The sequence below is a fragment of the Longimonas halophila genome (assembly GCF_002554705.1).
GTDB lineage: Bacteria > Bacteroidota > Rhodothermia > Rhodothermales > Salinibacteraceae > Longimonas > Longimonas halophila.
Genome location: NZ_PDEP01000004.1, coordinates 57,273 through 80,868 on the forward strand (window position 1 = coordinate 57,273; position 23,596 = coordinate 80,868).

The 23,596-nt window shown below is 62.8% G+C and carries 19 protein-coding genes and 1 tRNA gene; 12 read left to right on the forward strand and 8 right to left on the reverse strand.

The window, feature by feature from the left end; translation table 11 throughout:
* Positions 1-46: 46 nt before the first annotated feature.
* A complete protein-coding gene (aat, locus tag CRI93_RS05500) occupies positions 47-700 on the reverse strand; it encodes a leucyl/phenylalanyl-tRNA--protein transferase (protein WP_098061623.1) in 654 nt (217 codons plus the stop codon).
* A 128-nt stretch (positions 701-828) separates the two neighbouring features.
* On the opposite strand from aat, the gene CRI93_RS05505 reads away from it, so the two are divergent.
* Both CRI93_RS05505 and CRI93_RS05510 read left to right on the forward strand, forming a co-directional pair.
* Positions 829-1,359 carry an acyl-CoA carboxylase biotin carboxyl carrier protein subunit gene (locus CRI93_RS05505; RefSeq protein WP_217992504.1) on the forward strand — a complete coding sequence of 177 codons (531 nt, stop codon included), beginning with the start codon at positions 829-831 and terminating at the stop codon, positions 1,357-1,359.
* Between the two features lie 87 nt (positions 1,360-1,446).
* Positions 1,447-2,415 (forward strand): NAD-dependent epimerase/dehydratase family protein, encoded by a 969-nt coding sequence (locus CRI93_RS05510; protein ID WP_098061624.1) that lies wholly within the window; start codon positions 1,447-1,449, stop codon positions 2,413-2,415.
* A gap of 180 nt (positions 2,416-2,595) precedes the next feature.
* Here CRI93_RS05510 and CRI93_RS05515 read toward each other — a convergent pair whose 3' ends face one another.
* The 3 genes from CRI93_RS05515 to CRI93_RS05525 all read right to left on the reverse strand — a co-directional run bounded on the left by CRI93_RS05515 (position 2,596) and on the right by CRI93_RS05525 (position 8,331).
* Positions 2,596-4,467 carry an FG-GAP repeat domain-containing protein gene (locus tag CRI93_RS05515; RefSeq protein WP_098061625.1) on the reverse strand — a complete coding sequence of 624 codons (1,872 nt, stop codon included), beginning with the start codon at positions 4,465-4,467 and terminating at the stop codon, positions 2,596-2,598.
* Positions 4,468-4,536: 69 nt separating this feature from the next.
* Positions 4,537-5,808 carry a YncE family protein gene (locus CRI93_RS05520; protein WP_098061626.1) on the reverse strand — a complete coding sequence of 424 codons (1,272 nt, stop codon included), beginning with the start codon at positions 5,806-5,808 and terminating at the stop codon, positions 4,537-4,539.
* A gap of 135 nt (positions 5,809-5,943) precedes the next feature.
* The gene (locus CRI93_RS05525; RefSeq protein WP_098061627.1) at positions 5,944-8,331 is read right to left on the reverse strand and encodes a choice-of-anchor B family protein; all 2,388 of its coding nucleotides are present in this window, start codon (positions 8,329-8,331) and stop codon (positions 5,944-5,946) included.
* 609 nt (positions 8,332-8,940) lie between these two features.
* On the opposite strand from CRI93_RS05525, the gene CRI93_RS05530 reads away from it, so the two are divergent.
* The 5 genes from CRI93_RS05530 (at position 8,941) to CRI93_RS05550 (ending at position 12,979) form a co-directional block, all read left to right on the forward strand.
* The gene (locus CRI93_RS05530) at positions 8,941-9,771 is read left to right on the forward strand and encodes an outer membrane protein assembly factor BamD (protein WP_245850351.1); all 831 of its coding nucleotides are present in this window, start codon (positions 8,941-8,943) and stop codon (positions 9,769-9,771) included.
* A 55-nt stretch (positions 9,772-9,826) separates the two neighbouring features.
* Positions 9,827-10,414: a nicotinate (nicotinamide) nucleotide adenylyltransferase gene (gene nadD, locus CRI93_RS05535; RefSeq protein ID WP_098061629.1), complete on the forward strand. Its 588-nt coding sequence runs from the start codon at positions 9,827-9,829 to the stop codon at positions 10,412-10,414.
* A gap of 48 nt (positions 10,415-10,462) precedes the next feature.
* On the forward strand, positions 10,463-12,031 hold the full coding sequence (locus CRI93_RS05540; RefSeq protein ID WP_098061630.1) for a glycoside hydrolase family 3 protein: 1,569 nt from the start codon (positions 10,463-10,465) through the stop codon (positions 12,029-12,031).
* Positions 12,032-12,130: 99 nt separating this feature from the next.
* Positions 12,131-12,718 (forward strand): thioredoxin family protein, encoded by a 588-nt coding sequence (locus tag CRI93_RS05545; protein WP_098061631.1) that lies wholly within the window; start codon positions 12,131-12,133, stop codon positions 12,716-12,718.
* Between the two features lie 39 nt (positions 12,719-12,757).
* On the forward strand, positions 12,758-12,979 hold the full coding sequence (locus CRI93_RS05550; RefSeq protein ID WP_098061632.1) for a hypothetical protein: 222 nt from the start codon (positions 12,758-12,760) through the stop codon (positions 12,977-12,979).
* Between the two features lie 79 nt (positions 12,980-13,058).
* Here the strand turns inward: CRI93_RS05550 and CRI93_RS05555 are convergent.
* Together CRI93_RS05555 and CRI93_RS05560 are read right to left on the reverse strand one after the other, a co-directional pair.
* A tRNA-Leu gene (locus CRI93_RS05555) sits at positions 13,059-13,142 on the reverse strand.
* 91 nt (positions 13,143-13,233) lie between these two features.
* A complete protein-coding gene (locus tag CRI93_RS05560; protein ID WP_098061633.1) occupies positions 13,234-14,610 on the reverse strand; it encodes a dipeptidase in 1,377 nt (458 codons plus the stop codon).
* Between the two features lie 183 nt (positions 14,611-14,793).
* Between CRI93_RS05560 and CRI93_RS05565 the strand changes: the two genes are divergently transcribed.
* Positions 14,794-15,528 (forward strand): SAM-dependent methyltransferase, encoded by a 735-nt coding sequence (locus CRI93_RS05565; RefSeq protein WP_098061634.1) that lies wholly within the window; start codon positions 14,794-14,796, stop codon positions 15,526-15,528.
* Positions 15,529-16,065: 537 nt separating this feature from the next.
* Here the strand turns inward: CRI93_RS05565 and pabB are convergent.
* On the reverse strand, positions 16,066-17,910 hold the full coding sequence (gene pabB / locus CRI93_RS05570; RefSeq protein ID WP_098061635.1) for an aminodeoxychorismate synthase component I: 1,845 nt from the start codon (positions 17,908-17,910) through the stop codon (positions 16,066-16,068).
* Positions 17,911-18,034: 124 nt separating this feature from the next.
* Here pabB and CRI93_RS05575 point away from each other — a divergent pair, with 124 nt between their 5' ends.
* The 3 genes from CRI93_RS05575 (at position 18,035) to CRI93_RS05585 (ending at position 21,379) form a co-directional block, all read left to right on the forward strand.
* On the forward strand, positions 18,035-19,291 hold the full coding sequence (locus CRI93_RS05575) for an AI-2E family transporter (protein ID WP_098061636.1): 1,257 nt from the start codon (positions 18,035-18,037) through the stop codon (positions 19,289-19,291).
* A gap of 225 nt (positions 19,292-19,516) precedes the next feature.
* Positions 19,517-20,647 (forward strand): tRNA guanosine(34) transglycosylase Tgt, encoded by a 1,131-nt coding sequence (gene tgt, locus CRI93_RS05580; RefSeq protein WP_098061637.1) that lies wholly within the window; start codon positions 19,517-19,519, stop codon positions 20,645-20,647.
* Between the two features lie 192 nt (positions 20,648-20,839).
* Positions 20,840-21,379 carry a hypothetical protein gene (locus tag CRI93_RS05585; protein WP_141491575.1) on the forward strand — a complete coding sequence of 180 codons (540 nt, stop codon included), beginning with the start codon at positions 20,840-20,842 and terminating at the stop codon, positions 21,377-21,379.
* 219 nt (positions 21,380-21,598) lie between these two features.
* Here the strand turns inward: CRI93_RS05585 and CRI93_RS05590 are convergent, their stop codons facing one another.
* Positions 21,599-21,805 carry a cold-shock protein gene (locus tag CRI93_RS05590; protein ID WP_098061639.1) on the reverse strand — a complete coding sequence of 69 codons (207 nt, stop codon included), beginning with the start codon at positions 21,803-21,805 and terminating at the stop codon, positions 21,599-21,601.
* A gap of 266 nt (positions 21,806-22,071) precedes the next feature.
* Here CRI93_RS05590 and CRI93_RS05595 point away from each other — a divergent pair, with 266 nt between their 5' ends.
* Positions 22,072-23,475, forward strand: a complete 1,404-nt coding sequence (locus tag CRI93_RS05595) for a sodium/proline symporter (RefSeq protein ID WP_098061640.1) — start codon at positions 22,072-22,074, stop codon at positions 23,473-23,475.
* Positions 23,476-23,596: the final 121 nt, after the last annotated feature.

A 23,596-nucleotide genomic window follows, 5' to 3' on the forward strand; every position in this document is an offset into this window, starting at 1 on the left:
CAAAGGGCTGCGCATCCCCCTGTACCTACAAAATACATAGACCCAGCTACGACGACACTGGGCCAAAGTCGGGAACGCTGTTCATATCCGGCAGGCAGTCGAAGGGTTCGTTGGGGAGGGGCCACCACGGGCAATCTACGTCGAGGGCGGCACGCAGGATGTCGAGGTAGCGCGAGCGCGGCACCTCGCGGGCGCCAAAGCGCTCCAGGTGCTTGGTGGTGTACTGCGTATCGAGCAGTTGGTAGCCGCCCGCGCGCAGTTGTCGAACCAGGTGGGCCAGCGCCACCTTCGAGGCATACGACTCGCGAAAAAACATTGACTCACCAAAGAATGCACCGCCCAGAGCCACGCCGTAGAGTCCGCCCGCAAGTTGGTCGTCCTTCCAGCACTCTACGCTGTGCGCTACGCCCCGCTGATGCAGCTCGGTGAACACCTCCTTGATGGGCGGTGTGATCCACGTTTCGTCGCGGTCGGCACAGCCGGCGATGACCTTGGCGAATGCGGTGTCGGTGCGTACGGCAAAAGTGCCGCGCCGCACATGCCTGGCCAGGTTATGGGGCATGTGAAATGCATCGAGCGGAATGACGCCACGCGGGTCGGGCGAGTGCCACTGTATGGTCTGCGTGTAGGGCGTGCCCATCGGGAAAAGGCCCTGTGTGTAGGCCCAGGTGACTTGGTTGGCCGAGAGCGCATCGGACATGCGGAGCGGGGAAAATCAAAGGAGGCTTTGCAGAGCACAAACTGTGAATGGCGTGGCGCGTTCGTATGTTGCTTCCACAACATGGCCTACATCTGCTTGTCGCTCCCTCCCCTGGTTCTGCTCCCGCTATGTCTGATACATCGTACCGCGCCGATCTCGATAACCGCTCGTTCGACTGCACGGTGAGCGACGACGAGGGCCTTATGCTCGACGAGACTGATGCCGATGCCTCGGCCACCGATATCTCGGTGGAGCGCGTGGGACCGGGCTACCTGTCGCTTCTGGTTGATGGCACGAGCATATCGGCTGCTGTGGAGCCGCTCGATGGGAACCGCTACCGTGTCACGATCAACGGACGCATGACCGAGGTGCAGGTCAAAGACGAACGCGCCATGCTGCTGGAGTCCTTCGGGCTCGAAGCCGCTGCCGATGCGGGGGAGGCCGAGGTCCGCGCACCCATGCCAGGCCTGGTGCTCGATGTGCTTGTCTCCGAAGGCGACACGGTCGAGGCCGACGAGGGCCTGCTCGTGCTCGAAGCCATGAAGATGGAGAACGAACTGTCGGCGCCGGGGCCGGGCACCGTCGAGGCGATCCATGTGAGCGAGGGCGACGCAGTCGAAAAAGATGCGCTGCTCATCGAACTCGACCTGGAAGCATAGCCCTCTGCTTAGCGGTCCGCTTGGTCATCTCGTTGGGGAGGCGCAGGCCGCCTTCTTCTGTTTTCACTTCGCGATTCCTGCCTGCGTATGCGTATTCTCGTAACAGGAGCCACCGGACTCGTTGGCTCGGCGCTGGTGCGCCAGTTGGTAGCCCAAGACGCCACTGTGCGCATCTTTCGGCGCCCCGATTCGCCTCTGGATGCGCTCGGTGATGCCGTTGATGCCGTTGAGCACGCCACGGGCGATCTCACCAAGGCGCACACGGTGCAGCAGGCCATGGAGGGCATTACGCACGTGTACCACGCCGCGGCCCGTGTGGACCTTGGCGCCGACCTGCGTGCGCTGCGTCCGGTCAATGTACATGGCACCGCCCATGTCTTGAACGCGGCTCAGCAAGCGGGTGCAACCCGTGTGGTGCACACCTCCAGCATTGCCGCACTGGGCCGCCCCGCATCCCACAAGGGACTCATCTCAGAAGACAACGCGTGGACGGGCCGCCCTGACCGCTCGGCGTATGCCCAGACCAAGCGCGAGTCGGAGCTGGAAGTGCACCGCAGCATTGCTGAGGGACTCGATGCCGTCATCGTGAACCCAGCGCTTGTCTTTGGCACGGGGCGCCCCGATGCCAGCACGCACCGCATTGTGCAGGCGGTACGCAGCGAGCGGCTTCCGGGCGTACCGCCGGGCGGCACCTGCGTGGTTGACGCCGAAGACGTGGCCATGGGGATGCGGCGGGCTATGCTCCACGGCACCACCGGACGCCGCTACATTCTTGGCAGTCAGAACCTGCCCTGGGTGGCGATTATCAGAAAGTTGGCGGAGGCCCATGGCGTGGACGCCCCCAGTCGCATCATTTCGGAGGGCTGGCTGCGTGCCGCCGGCGGACTGGCGGAGGCCTGGGCGTGGGTTACGCGGGGCACGCCTCGCTTCTCGCGGACGATGGCGCGCTCTGCATCTCGCACCCTGCGCTACGACACCACGCGGGCCCGCACCGAACTGGAGTGCACGTTTCGCCCGTTTGCCGAAACCGCCGCCCGCATTGCCGAGACGGGGTAGCGCAGGCATGCCTGCACCGTCTGTGCCCAGATTACAAGGAGTACGTCCGACGTTCGGCTCCGGCTCTGCAGTGCTGAAGCGCCTTCTCCACAAAAATGATTAGGAGCAGCATAGATAGATCTGACAGGCCGTGCGAGACCTGTCAGATCTTCTGCTCTCAGAACCACGCGTGGCACAACACTACAGCGTTCCGTTGATGCGATAGTAGCGCAGTCCGCCGCTCTTTGTGCCGATCATCAGGGCCGGGCGGCCGTCCTCCAGCGTTACCACCGATGGGGTAGCAAGCGGAGGTGCCTCCACCGGAAGCGGGGTCGGCTCGGATGCAAAAGCAGGCGCGTCGTCGGTGCCCGTGTTGGGGTACATCACAAGCTCCTGCGCCTCCGACCCGACAATGAGGTCGGGCTGGCCGTTGCCGGTGAGATCGGCAAAGGTGGGGGCACTCCGCCGTTCGCGCTTGACATCGGCCACTGCCGGATGTTCTTCGTGCGGCGTGAACGAGACGGTGCCGTCGGTGCTTGTGTTTTCGAGCACGTAGAGGCGCCCGTCCGACGCGCCCGACACGATGTCAAGCTGGCCGTCGCCGGTTACGTCCAGTAGCGCCGGGTTGGCGTTGCCGCTGCTGGGGAGCTCAGCAGTAAAGAGCGGCTCGCTAGCAAATGAGATCGATTCGCTGGAGGACGTGTTCTCATACCCGGCAATGCGTCCGTTCCACGTGCCCACAACCAGATCGAGCTGGCCGTTGCCTGTCAGGTCAGCAAGCGCCGGGGCATAGTGATAGCTATTGGGCAAGTCGAGCGTGCCCTGCTCTTCCAGTTGTGGAGCTGTAGCGGTGCCCGTGTTTGTGTAGGCCGTAACGTGCGAGGTTTGGCGGTCCGTGGGCGCCACGCGATTGGCGATCAGCATATCGGAGGCGCCGTTGCCCGTGAGATCGCCGAACGCTGCGCTTATCTCGCTGCCGGCGTCGATGCCCGAGAGAAAGCGCTCGGTGCGCTTGGTGTAGCTGCCGTCCTCGTTCGCCTCGTAGAAGTAGAAGTTATCGGCCAGCGTCGCGTTGGGATTGTACGCGCCGCCCAGCACACCAATGAACACGTCAAGCTGCCCGTTGCCCGTCCAGTCGGTGAGGGCGGGGGCGTTGTATCCGCTTGTAGAGGCGGGCTCAGGCGGCGGAAACGGTGTGGGATCGAGAGGCAGATCGGGCCGGCTACAGGAGCCGCGATTTTCGAAATAGAGCAGGCTCGTCTCGAAAAAGTCGCCCCACAGCAGGTCGATGTGGCCGTCGTCGTTCACATCGGCAAAGGTGAGTGAGTTGGCCCCGTGCATGCTTGGGCGCGTGCCGGGCGCAAACTCCTCCACAATCTCAATGTCCTGAAACCGGTCTTCCACGTGCTGAAAGATCGGTACGCCGTCGTCGAATCCGGTGGCGCGGTAGTGCGTGATGGTGCCGTTCAGGCGTCCCAGCAGCAGGTCGGGGCGGTCATTGCAGTTCAGGTCAGCGATGTTGGGGATGTTCTGGCGATCCGAAAAGATGGCCTCGCCCTGGTCATCGCGCAGCGTATCCGCAGCCAGTTCAAACTGCGGATCGGTGGGCGAGCCTACGTTGCGGTAGTACCGAATGTAGTTGTAGGGGGATTCGGTGAGCAGGTCGTAGCCCCCGTCCTGATTTTCCACAAACCGAAACCACTCGCCCACGTCCAGGTCCTGGAACCGGTCGGTTTGCCAAGTGAGAGCCTGGTCGGTAGCGCCGCTGCCATCGTTCTCGAAATACATGAGGCGTCCACTCTGCTCCTGCACAAACAGGTCGACATCCCCGTCGCTGTCGATATCCACAAACTGGGGGCGCGGCGTGTTGAATCCGCCCAAGAACGGATGCGCAAGCGAGTCGCCCTCGGCATTCAGCACGGGGAACGGCGCAATGACGCGCTCAAAGAGTGGCGCGTCCTCGCTGGCGGCGGTCTGTTGCGAATCGACGGTCGATGTGCTGCTACACGCGCTGAGCAGGAGCACAGTCGCAGCCGTGGCGAGCAGAGCGAAAAGAGGCGAGCGGTGTTGCATAGGAACGACGGGTTGGGAACGGAGGCTTGCGAAAGAAGGCGCTACGTACGCAGCGCTATGGAGATAGCGTTACCAGCGCGCACGGGTGCCGATGCCGGTTGGGTATTCGCCGACTTCGATGACGTCGACCACCTCTAACGACTCGGTATCGATCACGCTGATGGTGCCGTTGTTGCCCGAGGGCATGGCAGCGGATGCGTCTTCGTCGCTGTGGTGAGCGTCGTGCATGGCCTCGTGATCACCGTCGTGCATCTCGCTATGGCGCGTGCTGTCGTCGTGCATGGCGTCATGATCCATCTCAGCATGGTCCATCTCGTCGTGATTCATCTCGCTGTGGTCCATGCTGTCCTCGTGCTCCATATCGCCGCCATCTGTATCGCCCATATCCATATTCATTTGGCGATGATTACTGGAGACGTAGAGGTAGCGCCCGTCAGCAGAGAGGGCCGAGCCATGGGGCTGTACCAGCGAGGGGTGCTCGATGGTTTCCACCACAGCGCGCGCTTCGGCATCCACCACGCTAATGGTGTTCGACTCTTTGTTGGGCACGTAGATGCGGCGTCCGTCGGAGCTGTACACGGGATGCCAGGGCTGGGCGCCGACCGTGACGGAGGTATCGGGCGCAAGTGCGCCGTTGTCTTCGCGGTTAAAGAAGAGGAGCTGTCCGGTCATCTGCCCGGTGCCCACTACGGTGTTGGTCGTGGGCGAGGCGGCCATCTGCACCATGACGTGCGTGGGGCCGCTCAGCGGCGTAAGCTCACCGCGCTGGGTGTCGGGATTCAGTCCCATGAGCTGGTTGGTAGCGAGGCTGCCCACGTACACCGCGTCGCCACTGCCCGGAATGGCGATGGCATGCGGGCGATCCAGAAACACGTCGACTTGCTCGATGGCCTCCAGGTTGCTGCGTGGCATCATACCGATGCGTTGCGGCGGGTTGACCGCTTTCATGGAATGGGCAGCAAAGAGATAGTCTTCAGTGGGATGCATAGCGAGGAGGCCCGGCGCCTGCATAGCGGCCTGACTCACAAGCTCGTTCTCGGCGTTGAACTTAAGCACCGTGTTCTCGCTGATGAGTGAGACGTACCAGGCCGAGCCATCGGGTTCGGCAATGGCGTGGTGCGGACTGGCGTTTTCGGAAAAGCCCAGCTCGGTGAGGTCGACCACCGTTTCAACGGTGTTGGTCTCCATGTTGATCACAGAGACGGTAGCTTCCCCCTGATTGCAGACATACAGGCGCTGTGGAACGTCGGCAGGTTGGGCGATGGCGGGCGTAGCGGCCCACCCAAGGCCTCCAACAACGAAGGCGATGAGAGCCGCACGGAAAAGGCGAGAGAAACGCATAGACGGAAGCAGATACGTGAAACGAAAACGAGGATGCAGGGCCATGCCACGGCACACCAAACCCAACGAAAAGCGGGCGGCTACTCGTATAGCAGCCGCCCGCTTTCGTTCAGATTTGCATGGACCGCATGGCGGTTAGAGCGGCTCCTGCTGCGGACGCAGCATGAAGATGCCTTCGCCAATGCTATTCACGAGTACGGTTCCGCTCTCGAAGTAGGGGTAGTTGCTCCAAGAGCCGGTGAATCCCGGTCCTTCCTGGTAGGGCGCTGTGTCGAACTGCCCCACGACAGACGGCTCCTCGCGATTGCTGATGTCCATCAGGTGCAACCCGGCTTTGTAGTTTGAGAGATACATCAGGTCGCCCTTCGTGTAGAGGTTGTGCGCACTGGAGTTTGTCTCGAAGAAGAACTCGTCGACGAGCTGTGGATCTTCGAGGTCGCTCAGATCCCAGATGAGCGTGCGCGTGTTGTCGACGAGGCCTTGCAGCACGTCGAGCTCATCGTTCATGTAGAAGTAGCGCTGATCCTCACTGAGCCAGCCCTGGTGGGTGTAGCCCGTGTTGGGATAGCTGCTTACGGAGAGGGCCTCAGGATTCTCTTTGTCGGTTACGTCGGCAATGCTGAGGGCCGTTTCGTTGGCGCCAAAGCAGAGCTCGCGGCCCTGATAGCGTTCGTCGGGGCCTTCGTAGACCACGCACTGCACGTCGTGTGAGTAGCCCGTGCCGCTGCGCCCGGTGCGTTCGTCAGCAAAGCAGCCTTCGAACTGGGGGGACGCCGGATCCTCAAGATTCACCATGTGCAGGCCGCCGCCGCAGGTTTCCCCGCCGCCGCTGGCGCCCACAACGTAGGCGTATCCGGTCTCCTCGTTGACGAACACGTTGTGCGCGCTGTTGATGCGGTCGTACACCATGTCGGGTTCGAACGTGGTGGGCGCGCTGGTGCCGTAGTGGTCGCGCAGCTGCGTGAGGTCGAACACCTGCATGCCGTGCTCGCCTGCATTGTCGGAGACGACGTACATGTGGTTCTGGTAGACCTTCATGTCGCGCCAGGAGCTGGCCCGTGCGCCTTCGGTCATCGGTAGCTGGCCGAGGTAGACCGGGTTGACGGGATCCGTCACGTCGACGAATGCGAGCGTGTTGGTAAGTCCCACGAGTGCGACTTCACGATCGGTTTCGGGGTCAGTCCAGCCCCACACGTCGTTTGCGTTTACGCCGCGCTCGCCGCCAATTTCGTGGATCGGCAGGAAGGAGAGCAGGTCAACGCTGTCGCAGGCAAACCCGCCGGCTTCGCCATCTTCGCACGAGAGCTCTTCGCCGGTCTGGGCTTGGAGGCCTGCATCGGCAGCGCCCTCAATGGTCTGAGCAGCCATCCAGGCAGAGCCGTCGGATTGCAAGACAGTGGCTTTGCCTGCGCCATTCGATCCACCAGGGAGTCCGGCAGCAGCAACGGAGGCATTGGCTGCGAGCGAGGCGCCCAAGCGGTAGCCCGACTCAATATCAGAAACGAAGACCCGTTCGGCGGTTGTCCAACGGCCATCTTCGTGGGCGTAACGGTATGCCGCGCCGCGTCGGCTGTCGGCGTTCGGGGCGCCGACCCAGGCGTTGGTGCCGTCAAAGGCAAGGGCGCTCCCGAAGCGAGCGCGGGTGCTCCCGTCGAAGGCGGTGAGCGTGCTGGTGGGGGCCCAGGTGCCAATCTCTTCGTCATACGAGAAGGCAAAGACCGCTCCAGCGCCGGTGTTGTGACGCGAGGCGCCAACGAGCATCATGCCGTCTTGTACGGCAAGGGCGCTGCCGAAGCGGGCGCCGCCTGTGAGTTCATCGTGCGTGATGCGATCGGTTTCGGTCCAGGCGTCTGCATCGGCATCATACGAAAAGGCGATGACAACGCCGCGATCGTGATTGGGTGCGCTGACGAAGAGCGTGCCGTCATGCACGGCGACTCGCGCCCCAAAGGAAGCGCCGGTGTCGAGCCCCAGCGTGTCGGAGGCCAGGCGCGCTTGCGTCCAGCTGCCGTTGTCGTCCCAGAAGACGACTGCGTCGCCGGTGCGGTTGTTGTGCGCGGGGGCGCCAACCACAACGGTGGAGGTGCTTTGGGCCACGCTGGCTCCGAAGCTGTCGAGCGTGTCGGTAGGCGTAAGCTGGCCGGTCTGCGACCAGGTGCCCTCCGCGTCTTCGAACAGATACGCGGCGCCGATAGAGTCGGCATTGGGAGCCGTAACAGCCAGGCGGCTGTCAGCAACAGAGAGCGCGGTGCCAAAGCCGTCGCCGACGGTGCCGTTTTCAGCGCGCAGGCGCGATTGCTCCACGTAGTTTCCCGAGGCATCGGGGCCGAAAATGTATACCAGGCCAGGGGTGTGCATCATATCGGGCTCGGCGGCCAAGACCTGATCGCCGTACACGCCAAGGGCGCGGCTGAAGCCGTTTACGGAAGCGTCGGTGGCGCCGTTGGCCGTGGTTTGGGCGGCGGCAGGCTGCCAGCTGGCGAGTAGCAAGAGGCTACACGCATAGAGGAGAAGTCGATTCATAACGTGTCAGTTCATCCAGGAAAAACAGGAAAACGGGGTCGTTGCAGGACCGGGCCGCCAGGTTCCAGTGGGAGTATAAGACGGGCAAACAGGGCCATGGCGGGCGACATTGAGAGCCGCTGTACGAAAGGCCTGCACGGAGTTACAGGGGTTATAGCTTCTGACGGATGAAAAGTTTACGGACTACACGTGCGAATGTCATCGGCCACGCACGTAGATCGTGAACGGGGCAATAAGAGGAACAGAGCCTTTTTAGCGCACGTTACGCCCCCGGCGCTTACTTAGCCCATAGGCCTCCTTACGCAGACGCCTGTTTGAATGAGCCACACTCAAGCTATCTTGAGATAACCGGGATGAGGAGTCCAGGGCGCAGTTTGCGTTCTGGTAGTTGTATGCGTTTAGTCATGTGCGTGCTCCCTCATGCCTGCGTCCATCGAATCTGTACTCCGTAGCTTGTTCAGCGCACCATCGGTCTGATTGAAACTGCCGATTGGGGGGCTGTTTGAGGACATGCTATTTACTCCTGTTCTGTATAGGTTAATGCAGGACATGGTGCTTCGTATTCTTTCGCTCCCTTGTTGCTACTTTATGTACCGTTCCTTTCGTGCGATGCGCTTTCTTTGGTTTGGCATTGCCGTGTGCAGCGTGCTGCTTGCGGGCTGTTCGGGTGCGCAGCGCATCAGCCACAACTCGGCTGAGCAGGCATATCAAAAAGGAATGGAGCTCTTTGAAGAGGGCGAGCACGAAACCGCAATTGAGTACTTTCGAGGCGTATTTGAGTACGGGCGAGGCAGCGAGTGGGCGCCCGAAGCGCAGTTCCAGATGGCACGAGCTCACGAGGAGCGTGGGCAATATCTGCTGGCGGCCACCGAGTATAACCGCTTTACCCAGCTCTATCGCACGCACGAGCTCCGCCCCGATGCCGAGTACCGGCGTGCGCTGATGTATTACAACGCATCGCCCAACTACAAGCTCGACCAGACCGACACCGAGCGTGCGATTTCGAACTTCCAGATCTATATCCAGCGCTATCCGAATCACGAAATGATTAGCGATGCCGAGGCCAAAGTGGCCGAGCTGCGCAATAAGCTGGCGCGCAAGCAGTTTGAGGCGGGCGAACTGTACGAACGCCGCCGCATGTACCGTGCGGCTGCATACACCTACGAAGAGGTGTTCGACCTGTATCCCGACACCGACTACGCCGACCAGGCGCTGATGGCAGCGGTGCGAACGTATGTCGAGTATGCTGACATGAGCGTACCACAGCGCCAGGCCGAACGGCTGGAGTCGGCCATCGAAAATTACAATCGTCTGGCCCAGGTCTTCCCCAACAGTCCGCATCTTGGGGCGGCTGAGCGCCACTATGAGCGGGCACAAGAGCGCCTGGAGCGTATCGAAGAGCGCGAATCCAACGACCAGCTGGCCCAAGATACACCGTAATCAGTTACCGCTGGCGCTTCTATCCCGTTGTGCTGCTTTTGCCCGTGCCGTCTCTATGCGCATTGCTCTGTTTGGCGGGTCGTTCAATCCGCCGCACATCGCTCATCTTGTCGTAGCCGAGGTGGCGCGCGACCAGTTTGGGTTTGATGCGGTCTGGTGGATTCCTAATGCAACGCCGCCGCACAAATCCGATGACCAGCTTGCTCCCGCCTCCGACCGGCTGGCTATGACACGCGCTGCGATCGAAGGACACGATGGCTTTGCCCTCTGCGATATCGAGATTGAGCGGCCGGGCGTGTCGTACACCATAGATACGGTGCGCACGCTCTGCGAGCAGCACCCGAACGCCGACTTTGCGCTGCTCATTGGCAGCGACAGTCTCGACGCCTTCCACACGTGGCGCGAACCTGATGCTATCGCTGCACTGGCCGACCTTGTGGTGTACAAGCGTCCCGGCGGACTTGGCGACGTAGCGGTACCGCGCTTTGCCAATCAGGCCCGCTATGTGGCCGCGCCCATGCTCGAAGTATCGAGTACCGAGGTGCGCCAGCGCTGCCGCGAAGGGCGCTCCATTCGATATATGGTCCCCTCGGCGGTGCAAGCATATATCCACACACACGGGCTCTATGACGCAGATGCGTAGCCCACGCGCGGCCCCTCGTGCAACTTGTCCTTTGCTCGTTGCTTTCCCATGGCTTCTCTCGATGACCTGCGTGCTCGTGCCGCTCGCCTCGTTATGGTGCGTATGGGTTCCGCATTGCCCCCCAAGCGCACTGCGACCGACGAACTCACGTCTATACAGGCGCTCTGCCAGCGCTACCCCATAGGCGGTGTGCTGCTGTTCAACGCACGCGGGTCCCAGATCGCTGACACGCTCCACGCGGTGCACGATGCCGCCCCCAAGCCGCTCCTTGTGGCCTCCGACATTGAGCACGGGGTGGGGCAACAAGTGGACGGGGCCACCTCGTTTCCGCGGGCCCTGGCCTGCGGACGCGCCGGGACGCGTTCGGTACAGATACTGGCTCGCATCACAGCACTTGAGGCAGAAGCCTGTGGAATCCACTGGGCGTTTGCCCCGGTGGCCGACCTGCGCAACGAACCGCGCAACCCCATCATCGCCACGCGGGCCTTCGGCGAGACACCCCGCATTGTGGCGCCACATGTGCACACGTACGTCGCAACCGCGCAGTCGCACGGACTTGCTACCACCGCCAAGCACGCCCCCGGACACGGACGCACCACAACCGACTCGCACGCCGATCAGCCTGTTGTTGAAGCAGACGCCGAGGCCCTTACCGACGACGCCTGGCCGTTCCGTGCCGCCATCCAGGCTGGCACCACCAGCCTCATGACAGCGCATGTGTCCTATCCGACGCTCGATCCCAGCGGAGCGCCGGCCACCGCATCGACGGCCATCCTGCAGGGGCTGCTTCGAGACAGGTGGGGATTTGAAGGCGTTATCGTATCCGACAGTCTGCTCATGGACGGCATTGACGCGCCCGGAGCACGCGCCGCCACGTTGCTGAATGCCGGCGTCGACATGCTACTCGATCCGCCCGATGCACGGGCCGTCATCGAAGGCATTGCAGAGGCGGTAGCGAAGGGCGATATTTCGGAGGAGCGTCTCAATGCGGCGGTGGCCCGCGTGCACCGCCTGATGGCCTGGGTGCATGAGCACCGCGATGCCGGACTGCGCCCCAACGCGGCGCTACAGGACATGGTGGGGCGGCCACTTCACCAGCAGGCCGCAATATCCATTGCGCGAAAGGCCACATTCGGGCGCGGGCCCGCTATCACCGAGTTGAGCAGACAGAAGGATACGGTCGTGGTTCGCTGCACGGCCCATCCTGCCGAATCAGACGATGACAGCACCCTGCGCCAGGCGCTTTCGGAGGCGTGGCCCCAGGCCGCGTATGTGGCATGCCCGGCTGAAGCGTCGTTAAGCCAGACCGCAGCGGTGGCCGCACGCATCCACCAGGCCGAACAGGTCGTGGCGGTGCTTACGCTGGAGCCAGCGGCCTGGCACGACTTCCAGTTTCCCCAGGCGCACCGGGCCGTGTTCGACGCCCTGCGGGCGCATCCGCGTGCGCTGGTGATGGCCGCGGGGAGTCCGCATGTGCTGCATGCCTTTCCCGATGCGTGGAGCGTTGGAGCCACGCACAGCGATGGGGCGGCGGCGCAACAGGCGCTCGTGCAGCGGCTCATGCAGTGGGTTGGTCATGCGGAGGCCGAGGCTGCCGACCCGCCTGCGCATCCGTAACAAATCCTGAACTGACGCGCGGCGCCGTGAACTCCACTCTCGGCGTTGGGTTGATGCAGGCAGCATACGTTTCCTTTTCTTGACTAATGTGAACCGCATATGGCTGCCGTAGAATCACACATGCTCGACCTGGGGACCGCCGCGCCTCCTTTTGACTTGCCGATTGCAAACCCGGACGTCGATGACCACTCCGGCGACCATCGCGCGCTAAGCGATTACGACGAGGCCCCGGTGCTCGTGGTCATGTTTATCTGCAATCACTGTCCATACGTGCACCACGTAGAGCCAGCGCTCGTGGAGACGGCGCGTGTGTATGGCGAACGCGGAGCCCAGTTCGTCGCGATCTGCTCCAACGATGCGGACGAGTATCCGCAGGACAGCTTCGCAAAGATGGCTGAGCGGGCCAAAGAGAAAGAGTATCCCTTTCCGTATCTGCAAGACGAAGATCAGAGCGTTGCACAGGCCTACCAGGCGGCGTGCACGCCCGACTTCTACGTGTTTGATGGCGATCGCGAACTGGTGTACCGAGGCCGCTACGACGAAACGCGCCCCAACAACGGCATGGCGCACGGCCAAGACCTGCACGCCGCGCTCGATGCCGTGCTGAACGGCGGCACGCTCCCCGACGAGCAGCACCCCTCTATGGGATGCAGCATCAAGTGGAAGCCGGGCAACGCCCCCGCGTAAGTACAGTCATCTCACCCGCCCGACCTCGGGTACCGCCCTATGTTCAACGGACGTGCCTTTCAGGCGTGGCCTCTGGCGCTGCTGGGGGCCGCGCTTATGGCGTCGCTTATCTTGCTGATCATGGTGCTCATGGAGGCCGTGATTGGAGGCCGTGCCCTGGTCACCCAAGCCGGATTCGGCCTGTCCGCCGCCGCGTTCGTAGGCTACCTGAGCGTGGTGCGCTACCTGTGGTGGCGCGATGAGAACCGACCGCCGACGTGAGTAATGAGAGAGCCAAACACAAAACGCCCCGAACCGCCGGTTGCAGGCAATTCGGGGCGTTCGTGCTGAATCTGTTATGTACCCAGGGGGGGACTCGAACCCCCACGTCCTCGCGGACAACGGATTTTGAATCCGTCGCGTCTACCAATTCCGCCACCCGGGCTGGTGCAGGGTTCTCGTAAATAAGAGAGCCCTGCACGGTTCCGTGTCTGGTGCAGGTGCACGAAGCGTTCATGCAACCGCACGCCCCAGCCCTACGCCAGTCGTTTCGCGAGCTCGGGATAGTAGTGGATGATCGTTTCGATGCCCTTGGCGTAGCGATCGAGGCCAAACTTCTCGTTGGGCGAGTGGATGGCGTCCGATTCCAGGCCAAAGCCCATGAGCACGCTGTCGAGCCCCAGACGCTGCTGAAACTCCGCCACAATCGGGATGGAGCCGCCATGCCGCACAAACACCGTCTCGCGGTCGAACGTCTGGTCCATCGCGGCGCCAGCGGCCTGCATAATCGGCTGATCGGGCTCCACGAGCACCGGCTGTCCGCCGTGCAGGCGCTTCACCGTGAGCGTCATGGTGTCGGGGACGCGCTCGCGCAGGCACTGCTCAAACGCGTCGTAGATAACCTCGGGCGTCTGGTTCGGTACCAGGCGCATGGAGACTTTCGCGTGCGCTGCGGCAGGCAGCACGGTCTTGGCGCCTTCGCCGGTGTATCCACCCCAGATGCCGTTCACGTCGAGCGTGGGGCGCACGGAAATCGCCTCCAGAATGCTGTACCCGTTTTCGGTGCGGGCGGTGTCCAGGCCGATCTCATCGAGCCAGTGGTCTTCATCGAATGGAAGACCGGCAATGGTGGTGCGCTCTTCATCGGTGAGCGGGCGCACGTCGTCGTAGAAGCCGGGGATGGTGACGCGGTGATCGTCGTCGTGCAGATCGGCCAGCATCTGGCTGAGCGCGTTGATCGGGTTCTCGACCGCACCGCCGTAGAGCCCGGAGTGCAGGTCGCGGTTGGGCCCCTGCAGGGTGACTTCCAGATAGGCGAGTCCGCGCAGCCCGTATGTGATGGTGGGCTGCCCCTCGGCCAGCATGCTGGTGTCGGAGATCAGCACGAGGTCGGCATCCAGGCGGTCGGCATACGTATCCAACACCTGCGGCAGATGGGCCGAGCCGATCTCCTCTTCGCCCTCAATCAAGAACGTGAGGTTAACGGGCGGCGTGGTATCCGACTTCAGGTAGGATTCGAGGGCCTTCACGTGCATGAACATCTGGCCCTTGTCGTCGCAGGAACCGCGGGCTACGAGGTCGCCGTTGACGTGGGTCGGCTCGAAGGGTGGGTGGTCCCACTCATCAAGCGGATCGGGCGGCTGCACATCGTAGTGGCCGTACACCAGGATGGTGGGTGCGTCGTCGTGCGGATGGTGCGTGGCGTAGACGACGGGATGGCCGTCGGTGGGCCAGACCTCGGCATCCACGCCCAGGCTGCGGAAGTGCTCGGCCAGCCACTGCGCGGCCTGCTGCACATCATGGGCGTGATCGGGATCGGTGCTGACGGAGGGGATGCGGAGCAGCGTTTCCAGTTCGCCGACGAAGGCATCGGTGTGCTGCTGGGCGTAGCGGAGAGGCGCGGTTGGAGACATAGACAGCGTTACGGGTCAAGGAAGAACAATGCGACACATAACGTAACGTCCGTTGTCGGCAATGGTTGTTGGGGATGCACCAGGACCGGGCGGATTCGGAAACGCTTCCGAATCCCTACAGCACATGTTTCGTTCGAGGCGACATCTGCATTCCGTTGATCTCCGACTTATCCCCGATTCTGCATGCCCTGGTACGACGGCTGGTTCGACAGCGACGCTTACACGCTCGTTTATGCGCATCGCGACACCGAGGAGGCGGAGCAGGCGCTCGACCTGGTGGAGGCCACGCTGCAGCCAGATCCTGAGGCCCGCGTTCTGGACGTGGGGTGTGGACGCGGGCGGCATTCGCTGCAGCTGGCGCGGCGCGGCTACCGGGTCACGGGGATTGACCTGTCGGAGCCGTCAATTCGGGAGGCCCGCCAGGCCGCAGCCGCCGAAGACCTGCCAGTTATCTTCGATGTGCGCGACATGCGCGACCCGACCTGCGAGGCGTGCTTCGAGGGCGTGGTCAACCTCTTTACCACGTTCGGGTATTTTGACGACGACGCCGAAAACCAGAAGGCGCTCCGGGCAATGCGCACTGCGCTCGTGCCGGGCGGATGGCTCGTGCAGGACTTCCTGAACGCGCCGCAGGTCCGCGCTACGCTGGTGCCCGAAGATGAGCAAACCCGCGACGGCGTGCATATCCACCAAAAGCGCTGGATCGAGGACGGGCGGATCCACAAGCGCATCACGCTGACGCCAGCGGACGGGGAGCCGGAGACCTATCGTGAGTCGGTGCGCCTCTTCACGCGTGCCGATCTGGAAGCGATGTACGAGGCGGTGGGCCTGCACCCGACCCACGCCTTTGGACACTACGATGGCCGCCCGCATACCGACGACAGCCCGCGTCTCATCCTGATGGCTGAGCGCGCGTAGCGTGCGCCTTCACGTTGGCGGGAGTCAGGTGCCGGGCCACATCCCCCTTATTCCCCCTTCAGCGAAGAGGGAGACAAGTGGAGGGGCACTGCCTCGTCTCCTACCCTTTGGAGAGCTGCCCAAGATATGGTGAGCGAAGCCCGAACCTGTTCCCCTGGAGAGGGGAGCTGTCGCACAAGTGACTGAGGTGGGGGGATGATCTTGTGCAGGCTATGGGTGCTTGCGAAGGCAGAGCCTCCTGGGTGGTGCGTCACGAGGCAGAGCCTTGCGACGAGCGTACGCAACACCTTGAAGCAACGTCATCCTCTCCCGGGTACGTGTTTAGCGACTTGTAGCCCGGGACTGGGAGCGGAGCGGACGTCCCGGGCGGTGTCTGGGCTAAGTTAGCGGGGCCCGAAGGGTCATGCTTTTTGTGCCCTTGAACAGCCTGCGTCGCACGGCGGAGGGGCCGTAGGTCATGCTGGTTGTGCCATGCGACGAGCGTGAGCGCAGGGACGGACGTGGATACCGAGATAGGAGACTAAACAACGCGCCCCATCACGCCGCCACCGCTTCGGGCTCGACCCAGCAGGCGGTGCGCCATCCGCGGACGGCGTTGCAGCAGTACAGAGTGTCGGCGGTGCGGAGGTCATCGACCGTGAGCGGCTGGATGCGAACGTCGCGCTCTTCGATGACCTTTGCACGGTAGACGCCGCCCAGGAGTCCGCTCGATCGGGGCGGCGTGTAGAGCTGTCCGTTGCGCTCGATGAACACGTTGCTGCGTGCGCCCTCGGTGATGAATCCGTCGTGCGATTGCAGCAGCGCCTCGTCGCAATCGTGCGCCCGCGCAAAGGCGGCAGCTTCGTCATACGGCGTGCGGGCGGTGGTCTTGTGATGCAGGCGCACATCGCGCGGGTCCACGTGCACCAGGCTTAGCGTAAGGCGCCACGGGCGCTCGGGCGGCGCGCTGAGCGGGCGTGTGGTGGCCTGCCACGTGCCGTTGGGGGCGAGCGTGCCGCGCACCATGTGCGGCGCGTCGGGCAATGCATTGCAGGTGGATGCGAGGGCCTGGCGAATGGCCACAGTATCGCACGGAATCCCAAAGTACTGCGCTGATGCCTCCAGCCGGTGCAGGTGCCGGTCGAGCAAGGGAATGCCCTCGCCATCCCAGCGCATCGTTTCGATGAGCGTGGGGTTGACGAGCGGAGCAGGGGCCTCGGTATCCGCCAGAAACTGCGCTTTGAGCTTGCACTCGCGGTACTCGGCGTCGGCCTCCGAATCCCACACGAGCCCGCCGCCTGTGCCCATGCGTGCGCCCTCGGGCCCGATCTCCACGGTGCGGATGGCCACGCTAAACGCTGCTTCGTCATCCGGTCCGGCCCAGCCGATGGCGCCGCAGTAGACCCCACGCGGGGCGGGTTCGAGCGAGCGGATGATCTGCATAGCCCGCAGCTTGGGCGCGCCGACCACCGATCCGCATGGAAACAGCGCCCGAAACAGCTCAGGCAAGGCTACGTCTTCACGCAACTGCCCCTCCACGGTCGAGGTCATCTGCAAAACGGTTGGGTGGCGTTCCACCGCGAACAGCTCCGGCACGTGCACCGAGCCTGGCGTGCAACAGATCGACAGATCGTTGCGCAGCAGGTCCACAATCATCAGGTTCTCGGCCTGCGTCTTGGCATCGGCACGCAAGGCGGCGATAGCGGCGTTGTCTTCCGGCGCGCTGGGCGGACGCGCGGCGGTGCCTTTCATGGGACGGGTGTGGATGCGGCGATTCGTCCACCGGATAAAGAGTTCGAGGGAGGCCGACAGCACCGTGCGCGCTCCGGTGTTGATGTACGCGCCATAGGGCACGGGCTGCCGCGCCCGCAGATGCGCATAGAGCGCAACGGGGTTGGCCGGTGTGTCCATGTCGACCGGGCCGGTGAGGTTGATCTGGTAGACATTGCCGTCGTGGATGTGCTGCTTAACCTGACGAAAGGCATGCCGGTAATCCGCTTCGGGCCAGGCGAACTGCAGATTGGTGGGCGCTTCGGGCGCTACGGTGGTCCAGGCCGCGTGGGCGTCGGCGGCGGGCCATACGTGGGGCGCATCGTAGACGCCGAGCCACACAAGCGGTCCGTCGGTCGCCGTGCGCGGGGGAGCCAGATCGTGCAGCGACGGGTCAAGGGCGTATCCGGCTTCGTAGGCCACGTACCCGGCCACGTAGTAGCCGCGATCGCGGGCGGATTGGGCGGCCTGAAGCGCGCGCGGCACCTCGGCGTAGGTGGGGGCGTTGCAGACATCGAGCGGATCGGTGAACAGCCGCGTGTGCTGGTTTTCGGCATCGGGGCGGGCGGTGTCTAACAGCACGGTGCCTGCGCGATGCAACTGCGCCGGATCAAACACGTCTGCGTGGGGCATAGAATAGGGCAGGGCCTACCTGGCGAAAGAAAACGATGCACATGTAAGCGTGTACCTTCGAAGCTGGGTTGTGCTCCCGCTTGGTGCTCTTGCCTTCGTATCCCCCTAACGTCTTTTTCGGCCTATGACGCCTCCTGACACAAACGATCTGGCGGAATCGTGGAGGGATGCGCCTGTTCACGAAGTGCTTCTCCTTCTGGGCGGGCTGGTGATGCTGCTGGCGCTCTTGTACACCATGGAGTTTCCGCAGTACGGCTCGTTTTTGAGTCCGCCGGTGGTGGCTGTGGCGGGTGGACTGCTGCTGTGGCCGGTGCATCAGAACGCGGCGGCGCGGGCGCTTGTGCTTGCGGGCGGGGTGCTGCTGCTCATTTGGGCCATTGCGCGCACAAGCACCGTGCTAATTCCGTTTGTGGCGGTATATCTGCTGGCCTATCTGCTGCACCCGATCGTAAAGCGCCTGGACCATAGCTACCGAGTGCCGCGCTGGGTCTCATCGCTGGTGGTGACGGTGCTGGTGGTGGGGCTGTTCATTACGGCGATTGTGATTATTGCGCCGAACATTGCCGAGCAGGTCGACCGGCTGTCGCGGCAGATGCTAAGCGCGCTGGAGACCCTTCGTGACTGGCTGGCGACCTCGCCCGTGGTGGCGGAGTTGGAGGGCGCGGGTGTCATCGAACGCGACACGCTCATCCGTGAGCTGACCGACTTTGTGCAGCAACAGACGCGCCGCCTGCCGAGCGCAGCCGAGCAGGTGCTGGCATCGGTCGGGTCGGTGCTGGGCGTGATTACGGTGCTGGCGCTCATCCCCGTTATCCTGTTCTACACGCTGAAGGACTACCCGTCCATTCGCGACAGCCTGGTGGGGCTCTTTCCCACGGCCAACGGGCGCCGCGACTACATTGTGGAGGCGGGCGGCATTGTGGGCAACTACCTGCGCGGACAGCTGATCATCAGCCTCATTTCGGGGGTGAATGTGGCTGTGGCGCTGGCGCTCTTCGGGGTGCCGTTCTGGCTGCTCATCGGGCTGCTGGTGGGTATTATGAACTTCGTCCCGCGCCTGGGACCCATCGTGGGCATGGTGCTGGGGGGATGCATCGGGCTCCTGTTTGGCGGCTGGATGGATGCAGTGATCGTACTTGCCGTCATTCTGGCCCAGCAGCTTCTGGAGCAGTCGGTGCTCACGCCCAAGATCCTGAGCTATCAGATGGGCCTGCACCCGGTGCTCATTGTGTTTGCGCTGCTCGCGTTTGGCACGTTCATGGGCATCTTTGGCTTGCTCATTGCCGTGCCTGCCACCGCCATTCTCGTGACCATCTACCGCGCCTGGCGCGAGGAGCTGACACTGGAGCTGAACGAGTACGGTCAGACGCAGCGGCGATGAAAGATCCCCAATAGATCTGACAGGTCTTTCGAGACCTGTCAGATCTTCGTCATCAATCGCGGACGTGTTGCTGCGCTGCATCCGACCCGGAACCGAAGCGCCGAGAGCCTTTGCCTGCGCGATACCGGAACCCGCAGCCGGGGCGCGTGCATTGCGTAGTGCGCATCCCGATAGCCACTGCGGCACGTGCCCTCTGCTTCCCTCCTAATTTAAGCTACTGTTTGTATGACGTTTACCCTTGCCCACACTGATGCCACCAGCGACGCCCGTGCGGCCTCATTCGAGACGGCCCACGGCACCGTGCGTACGCCCGCTTTCATGCCGGTGGGTACGCTGGGCAGTGTGAAGGCGGTGCCGCCGCGGGCGCTGCATGAGGATGTGCAGGCCGACATCATTCTGGGCAACACCTACCACCTCTACCTGCGTCCGGGCACCGACGTGATCGAGGCGGCAGGCGGATTGCAGCGGTTTTCGCAGTGGAACGGGCCCATCCTTACCGACTCGGGCGGATACCAGGTCTTTTCGCTGGCGGACCGGTGTACCCTCACCGAAGAGGGCGCGGAGTTCCGCAGCCACATTGACGGCTCGAAGCACCTGTTTACGCCCGAATCGGTGGTGGATACGCAGCGCGCGCTGGGCTCGGATATTATGATGGTGCTGGATGAGTGTCCGGCTGCCGACGTATCGAAGGCGTATGCGCGGGAATCGAACGAGCTGACGCTGCGCTGGGCGGAGCGGGCTCGCCTCCACTATGAGAAGACCACCTCGCCGCATGGCCATGAGCAGGCGCTGTTTGGCATTGTGCAGGGCGTGACGTATCCGGAGGTGCGCCGCGAATCGGCCCGTGCACTGGTGGATCTGGACTTCCCGGGTTATGCGATTGGCGGCCTCTCGGTGGGCGAATCGCACGAAGATATGTACGACATGGTAGAGGTGGTAACACCGCTGCTGCCCGCGCACAAGCCGCGCTACCTGATGGGCGTGGGCACGCCGGAGAATCTGCTCGAAAACGTGGCGCGCGGGGTGGATATGTTCGACTGCGTGATGCCCACGCGCAACGGGCGCAACGGCACGCTCTTTACCACGCAGGGACGGATGAACATCAAAAACGCGCAGTTTACCAACGACCATACGCCCATCGATCCAGGGCTGGAGGCCTACGTGTCGCAGACGTTCACGAAGGCGTACCTGCGTCACCTGCAGAAGTCAAACGAGATTCTGGGCCTGCAGATTGCCTCGCAGCAGAACCTGGCGTTTTACTGCTGGCTGATGCGGGAGGCGCGGCAGGCCATTCTGGACGATCGCTTCATGGCGTGGAAAGACGCGATTCTGCCGCAGATTACGCGGCGGTGGTGAGTGGGGGGCTACGCAGCGGATGTGCTATGCAGAGTAACGTACGAGATGAACTCGCAGCAGTAGACGATTTGCGTGTCGAAACGACATCGGTTATTGTGAGAAACGTAGGCTCTTTACGTCCACTCCATCTTGACGCGACTCCGCTGGAGATTGTCACGTTTCATACTCGTTGAATTATGCAGCGCCATAGCAATGAAGCGACCATTTCTTACCATCTGCTGTCTGATTTTTCTCGTCGGTTTGGCGGGCGTAGCGTGTTATGGACAAGACCGCGATTCGTCTGCTGAAAGCGCATCGTATCAAGGACACGAGCAGATCTACGTGGTCTACTATGTGGGAGCGTCGTCGTGTGAGTTCTCCTCGCGCGATGAAGTCGTTGACGCGGTTTCGGAGCTTCCCGAGGAGTTCTCGGCGGCGCACGACCGCCCTACCAAGTTTGTCTTTGCAGCGATGGACGAGAAGGTAGACGACGGGCTGGCGTTCATTCAGCGGCATGGGGCCGAACAGTGGGATGAGGTGAGCGCCGGGGGCCGCTACAATAACGAAACGCTGCTGCACAACTTTAACAGCGACGTGCAGGCACCTGGAACGCCGCATATCATCGTATTCGAAGACACGTACCGGTTCGACGAATACAACATCCCGCATCTGGAGCAGCGGGAGCAGATCCACAGCGCAATGGGCGCTGACGGCGTAGTGGATTGGATCGAGGAGGGCTACCCGCTTCCGTAGGATGGGGCCGTGCAGGCGAACCCGGCGCATTGCGCAAGACAACGTTTCGGCGACGGGAGCGTCTGCTTATGCGAGAGCAGTTTCACCAACGAGATGAGGCGGCGTATTGCATCGGGACTGGGACGCGAGCACAGGCCTCTTGCATCCCCCCAAACGAGAAAAGGGCCCTGCCGAAGCGACAGGACCCTTTTCTTGCAGAATGGAGTGCTACCACGCCATTTACCGCACGCCGTGGAGACGCTGCACGTTAACCGCGCTGAGTCCCTTCGGAGTTTCTTCGACTTCAAATTCTACCTGCTCACCATCCCGGAGGTCTTCGCCCGAGACTTCGCTGTGATGAACAAATACGTCTTCGCTTCCGTCGTGGCGCTCGATAAAGCCGTAGCCTTTTTCGCTACTGAACCACTTAACTGTTCCGTCTTGCATATAGGTGTGTTGGTTGACACACAGCCCGCCGTTGATGAGCGCAGAGCAACGCTCGGAACTCGTCAATAGGAGCCGACTGTGGCGTAGTTAAAAATGTCGTTACGATGGACTGTACAGGCATCTCGCGAAATGGTTCACGCTGCGCATGACAAAACCGTTAATCGTTCTCGGATGCGGCTGTATGGGCGATGAAGTGGGGGTAGACATCCAATGTAGTAGTGACTATGCTGTGAGCGCCTGTTTCTATGCTTATCTACCCTGCTGTTATGGACTGGAGCCTGACGCTCACCTTTGGCGGATTCGTTGTGCTGCTTGTGGCCATTGGCCTGTACTTCTACCAGACGGCGGATACGCGCACCCTCACCGACTATATGCTTGCGGGGCGCTCGGTAGAGGCCGGTCCTATGGCGCTTTCGGAGGTCGCCTCGGTCGCCAGTGGGTGGACGTTCTTTGCGTGGGTGGGGGTCGGCTTTTCGACGGGGCTACACGGCCTCTGGTTCTCAGGAGCCATGCTGCTGGTGGTGGGCGTGCTCTACTACAAGGTGGCCCCGCCGTTTCGGGCCGAATCTGAAGCGCTCGATAGCCACACGGTCGTCGACCATCTGGCGCGCCGGGTGCGCAGCTCGCATACGCGCCGCGCCATTCGCCTGGTAGGCACCTCCGCCATTCTTGTGTTCATGGGCGCGTACGTCGGCGCTCAGCTCATTGCTGTGGGCGAGGCGCTTGACACCGCCCTCACCCTGCCCTATGCCGCCTCGGTGTTAGTCGGCGGCGGGGCCGTGGCGCTGTACACCACCCTCGGCGGGTTCGACGCGTCGGTGTGGACGGATGTGGTGCAGGGCGTGCTCGTCCTTGCGGCGGTGGTGGTCCTGCCCGTTGCCGCCATCGCAGCCATTGGCGGGTGGACGGCCTTCGTGGGCGAGGTGCAGGCCATCGACCCGACGCTGCTTCAGCTTTCAGGCGGATTCGAGGGGACGGCGCTTCTCATCAGCATCCTGTCGTGGATCACGTTTGCCTTTGGCGCTATCGGGCAGCCGCACAGCCTGATGCGCTTCCAGGCCATCCGCTCTGCCGATCTGCTACCGAAAGCCGCGCTCATTGCACTGGCGTTTCAGGCGGTGCGGCTCACCGTGCCGCTGCTCATCGGGCTGGCCGGACGCGTGCTCTACAGCGCAGCCAGCGACCCGGAGTCTATTGCACTGATGGCCCTCAGCGACCTGGTGCCCGGCTGGCTGGGTGGTGTGCTTCTGGCAGGCATCATCGGCGCGATTCTGTCGACCTCAGACTCCATGATGCTCGTGGCCGCTGCCGACCTCACGCGCGGCTATGCGTCGTGGCGTCCGCAGGTGTCGCAGGCTGCGCTCATCCGGCTCAGCCGCGTCATTGTGGCGGTGCTGGCCGCTGGGGGCATCGCGCTGGCCCTGCTGCGGCCCGGCACCATCTTCGACATCATCGAGTTTGCCTTCGTCGGGCTCGGCGCCACGCTCGGCCTCCCTCTGATGATGGCCCTCCTGTGGACGGGCACGACCGACCGTGGCGTGCTGGCGGGCGTGGTCGTGGGCCTGGCCAGCACCGTGCTCAACCTTACGCTACTGCCCGATCTGTTTCCCATCCTGGTGTGGCCCGTCACGCTTGCCGCCATCGTAGGCATCAGCCACCTGGATGGGTAGCGCCAGTGTCCAACGGGTCCAGGCATATGTATTTGGAGGGATGCACAGCACAGCGCCCAGCCCTCTATTTCTTCGCGACCTCCACAGGCGATGGGCAATGCGTGCGGGCTTGCGTCTCTAC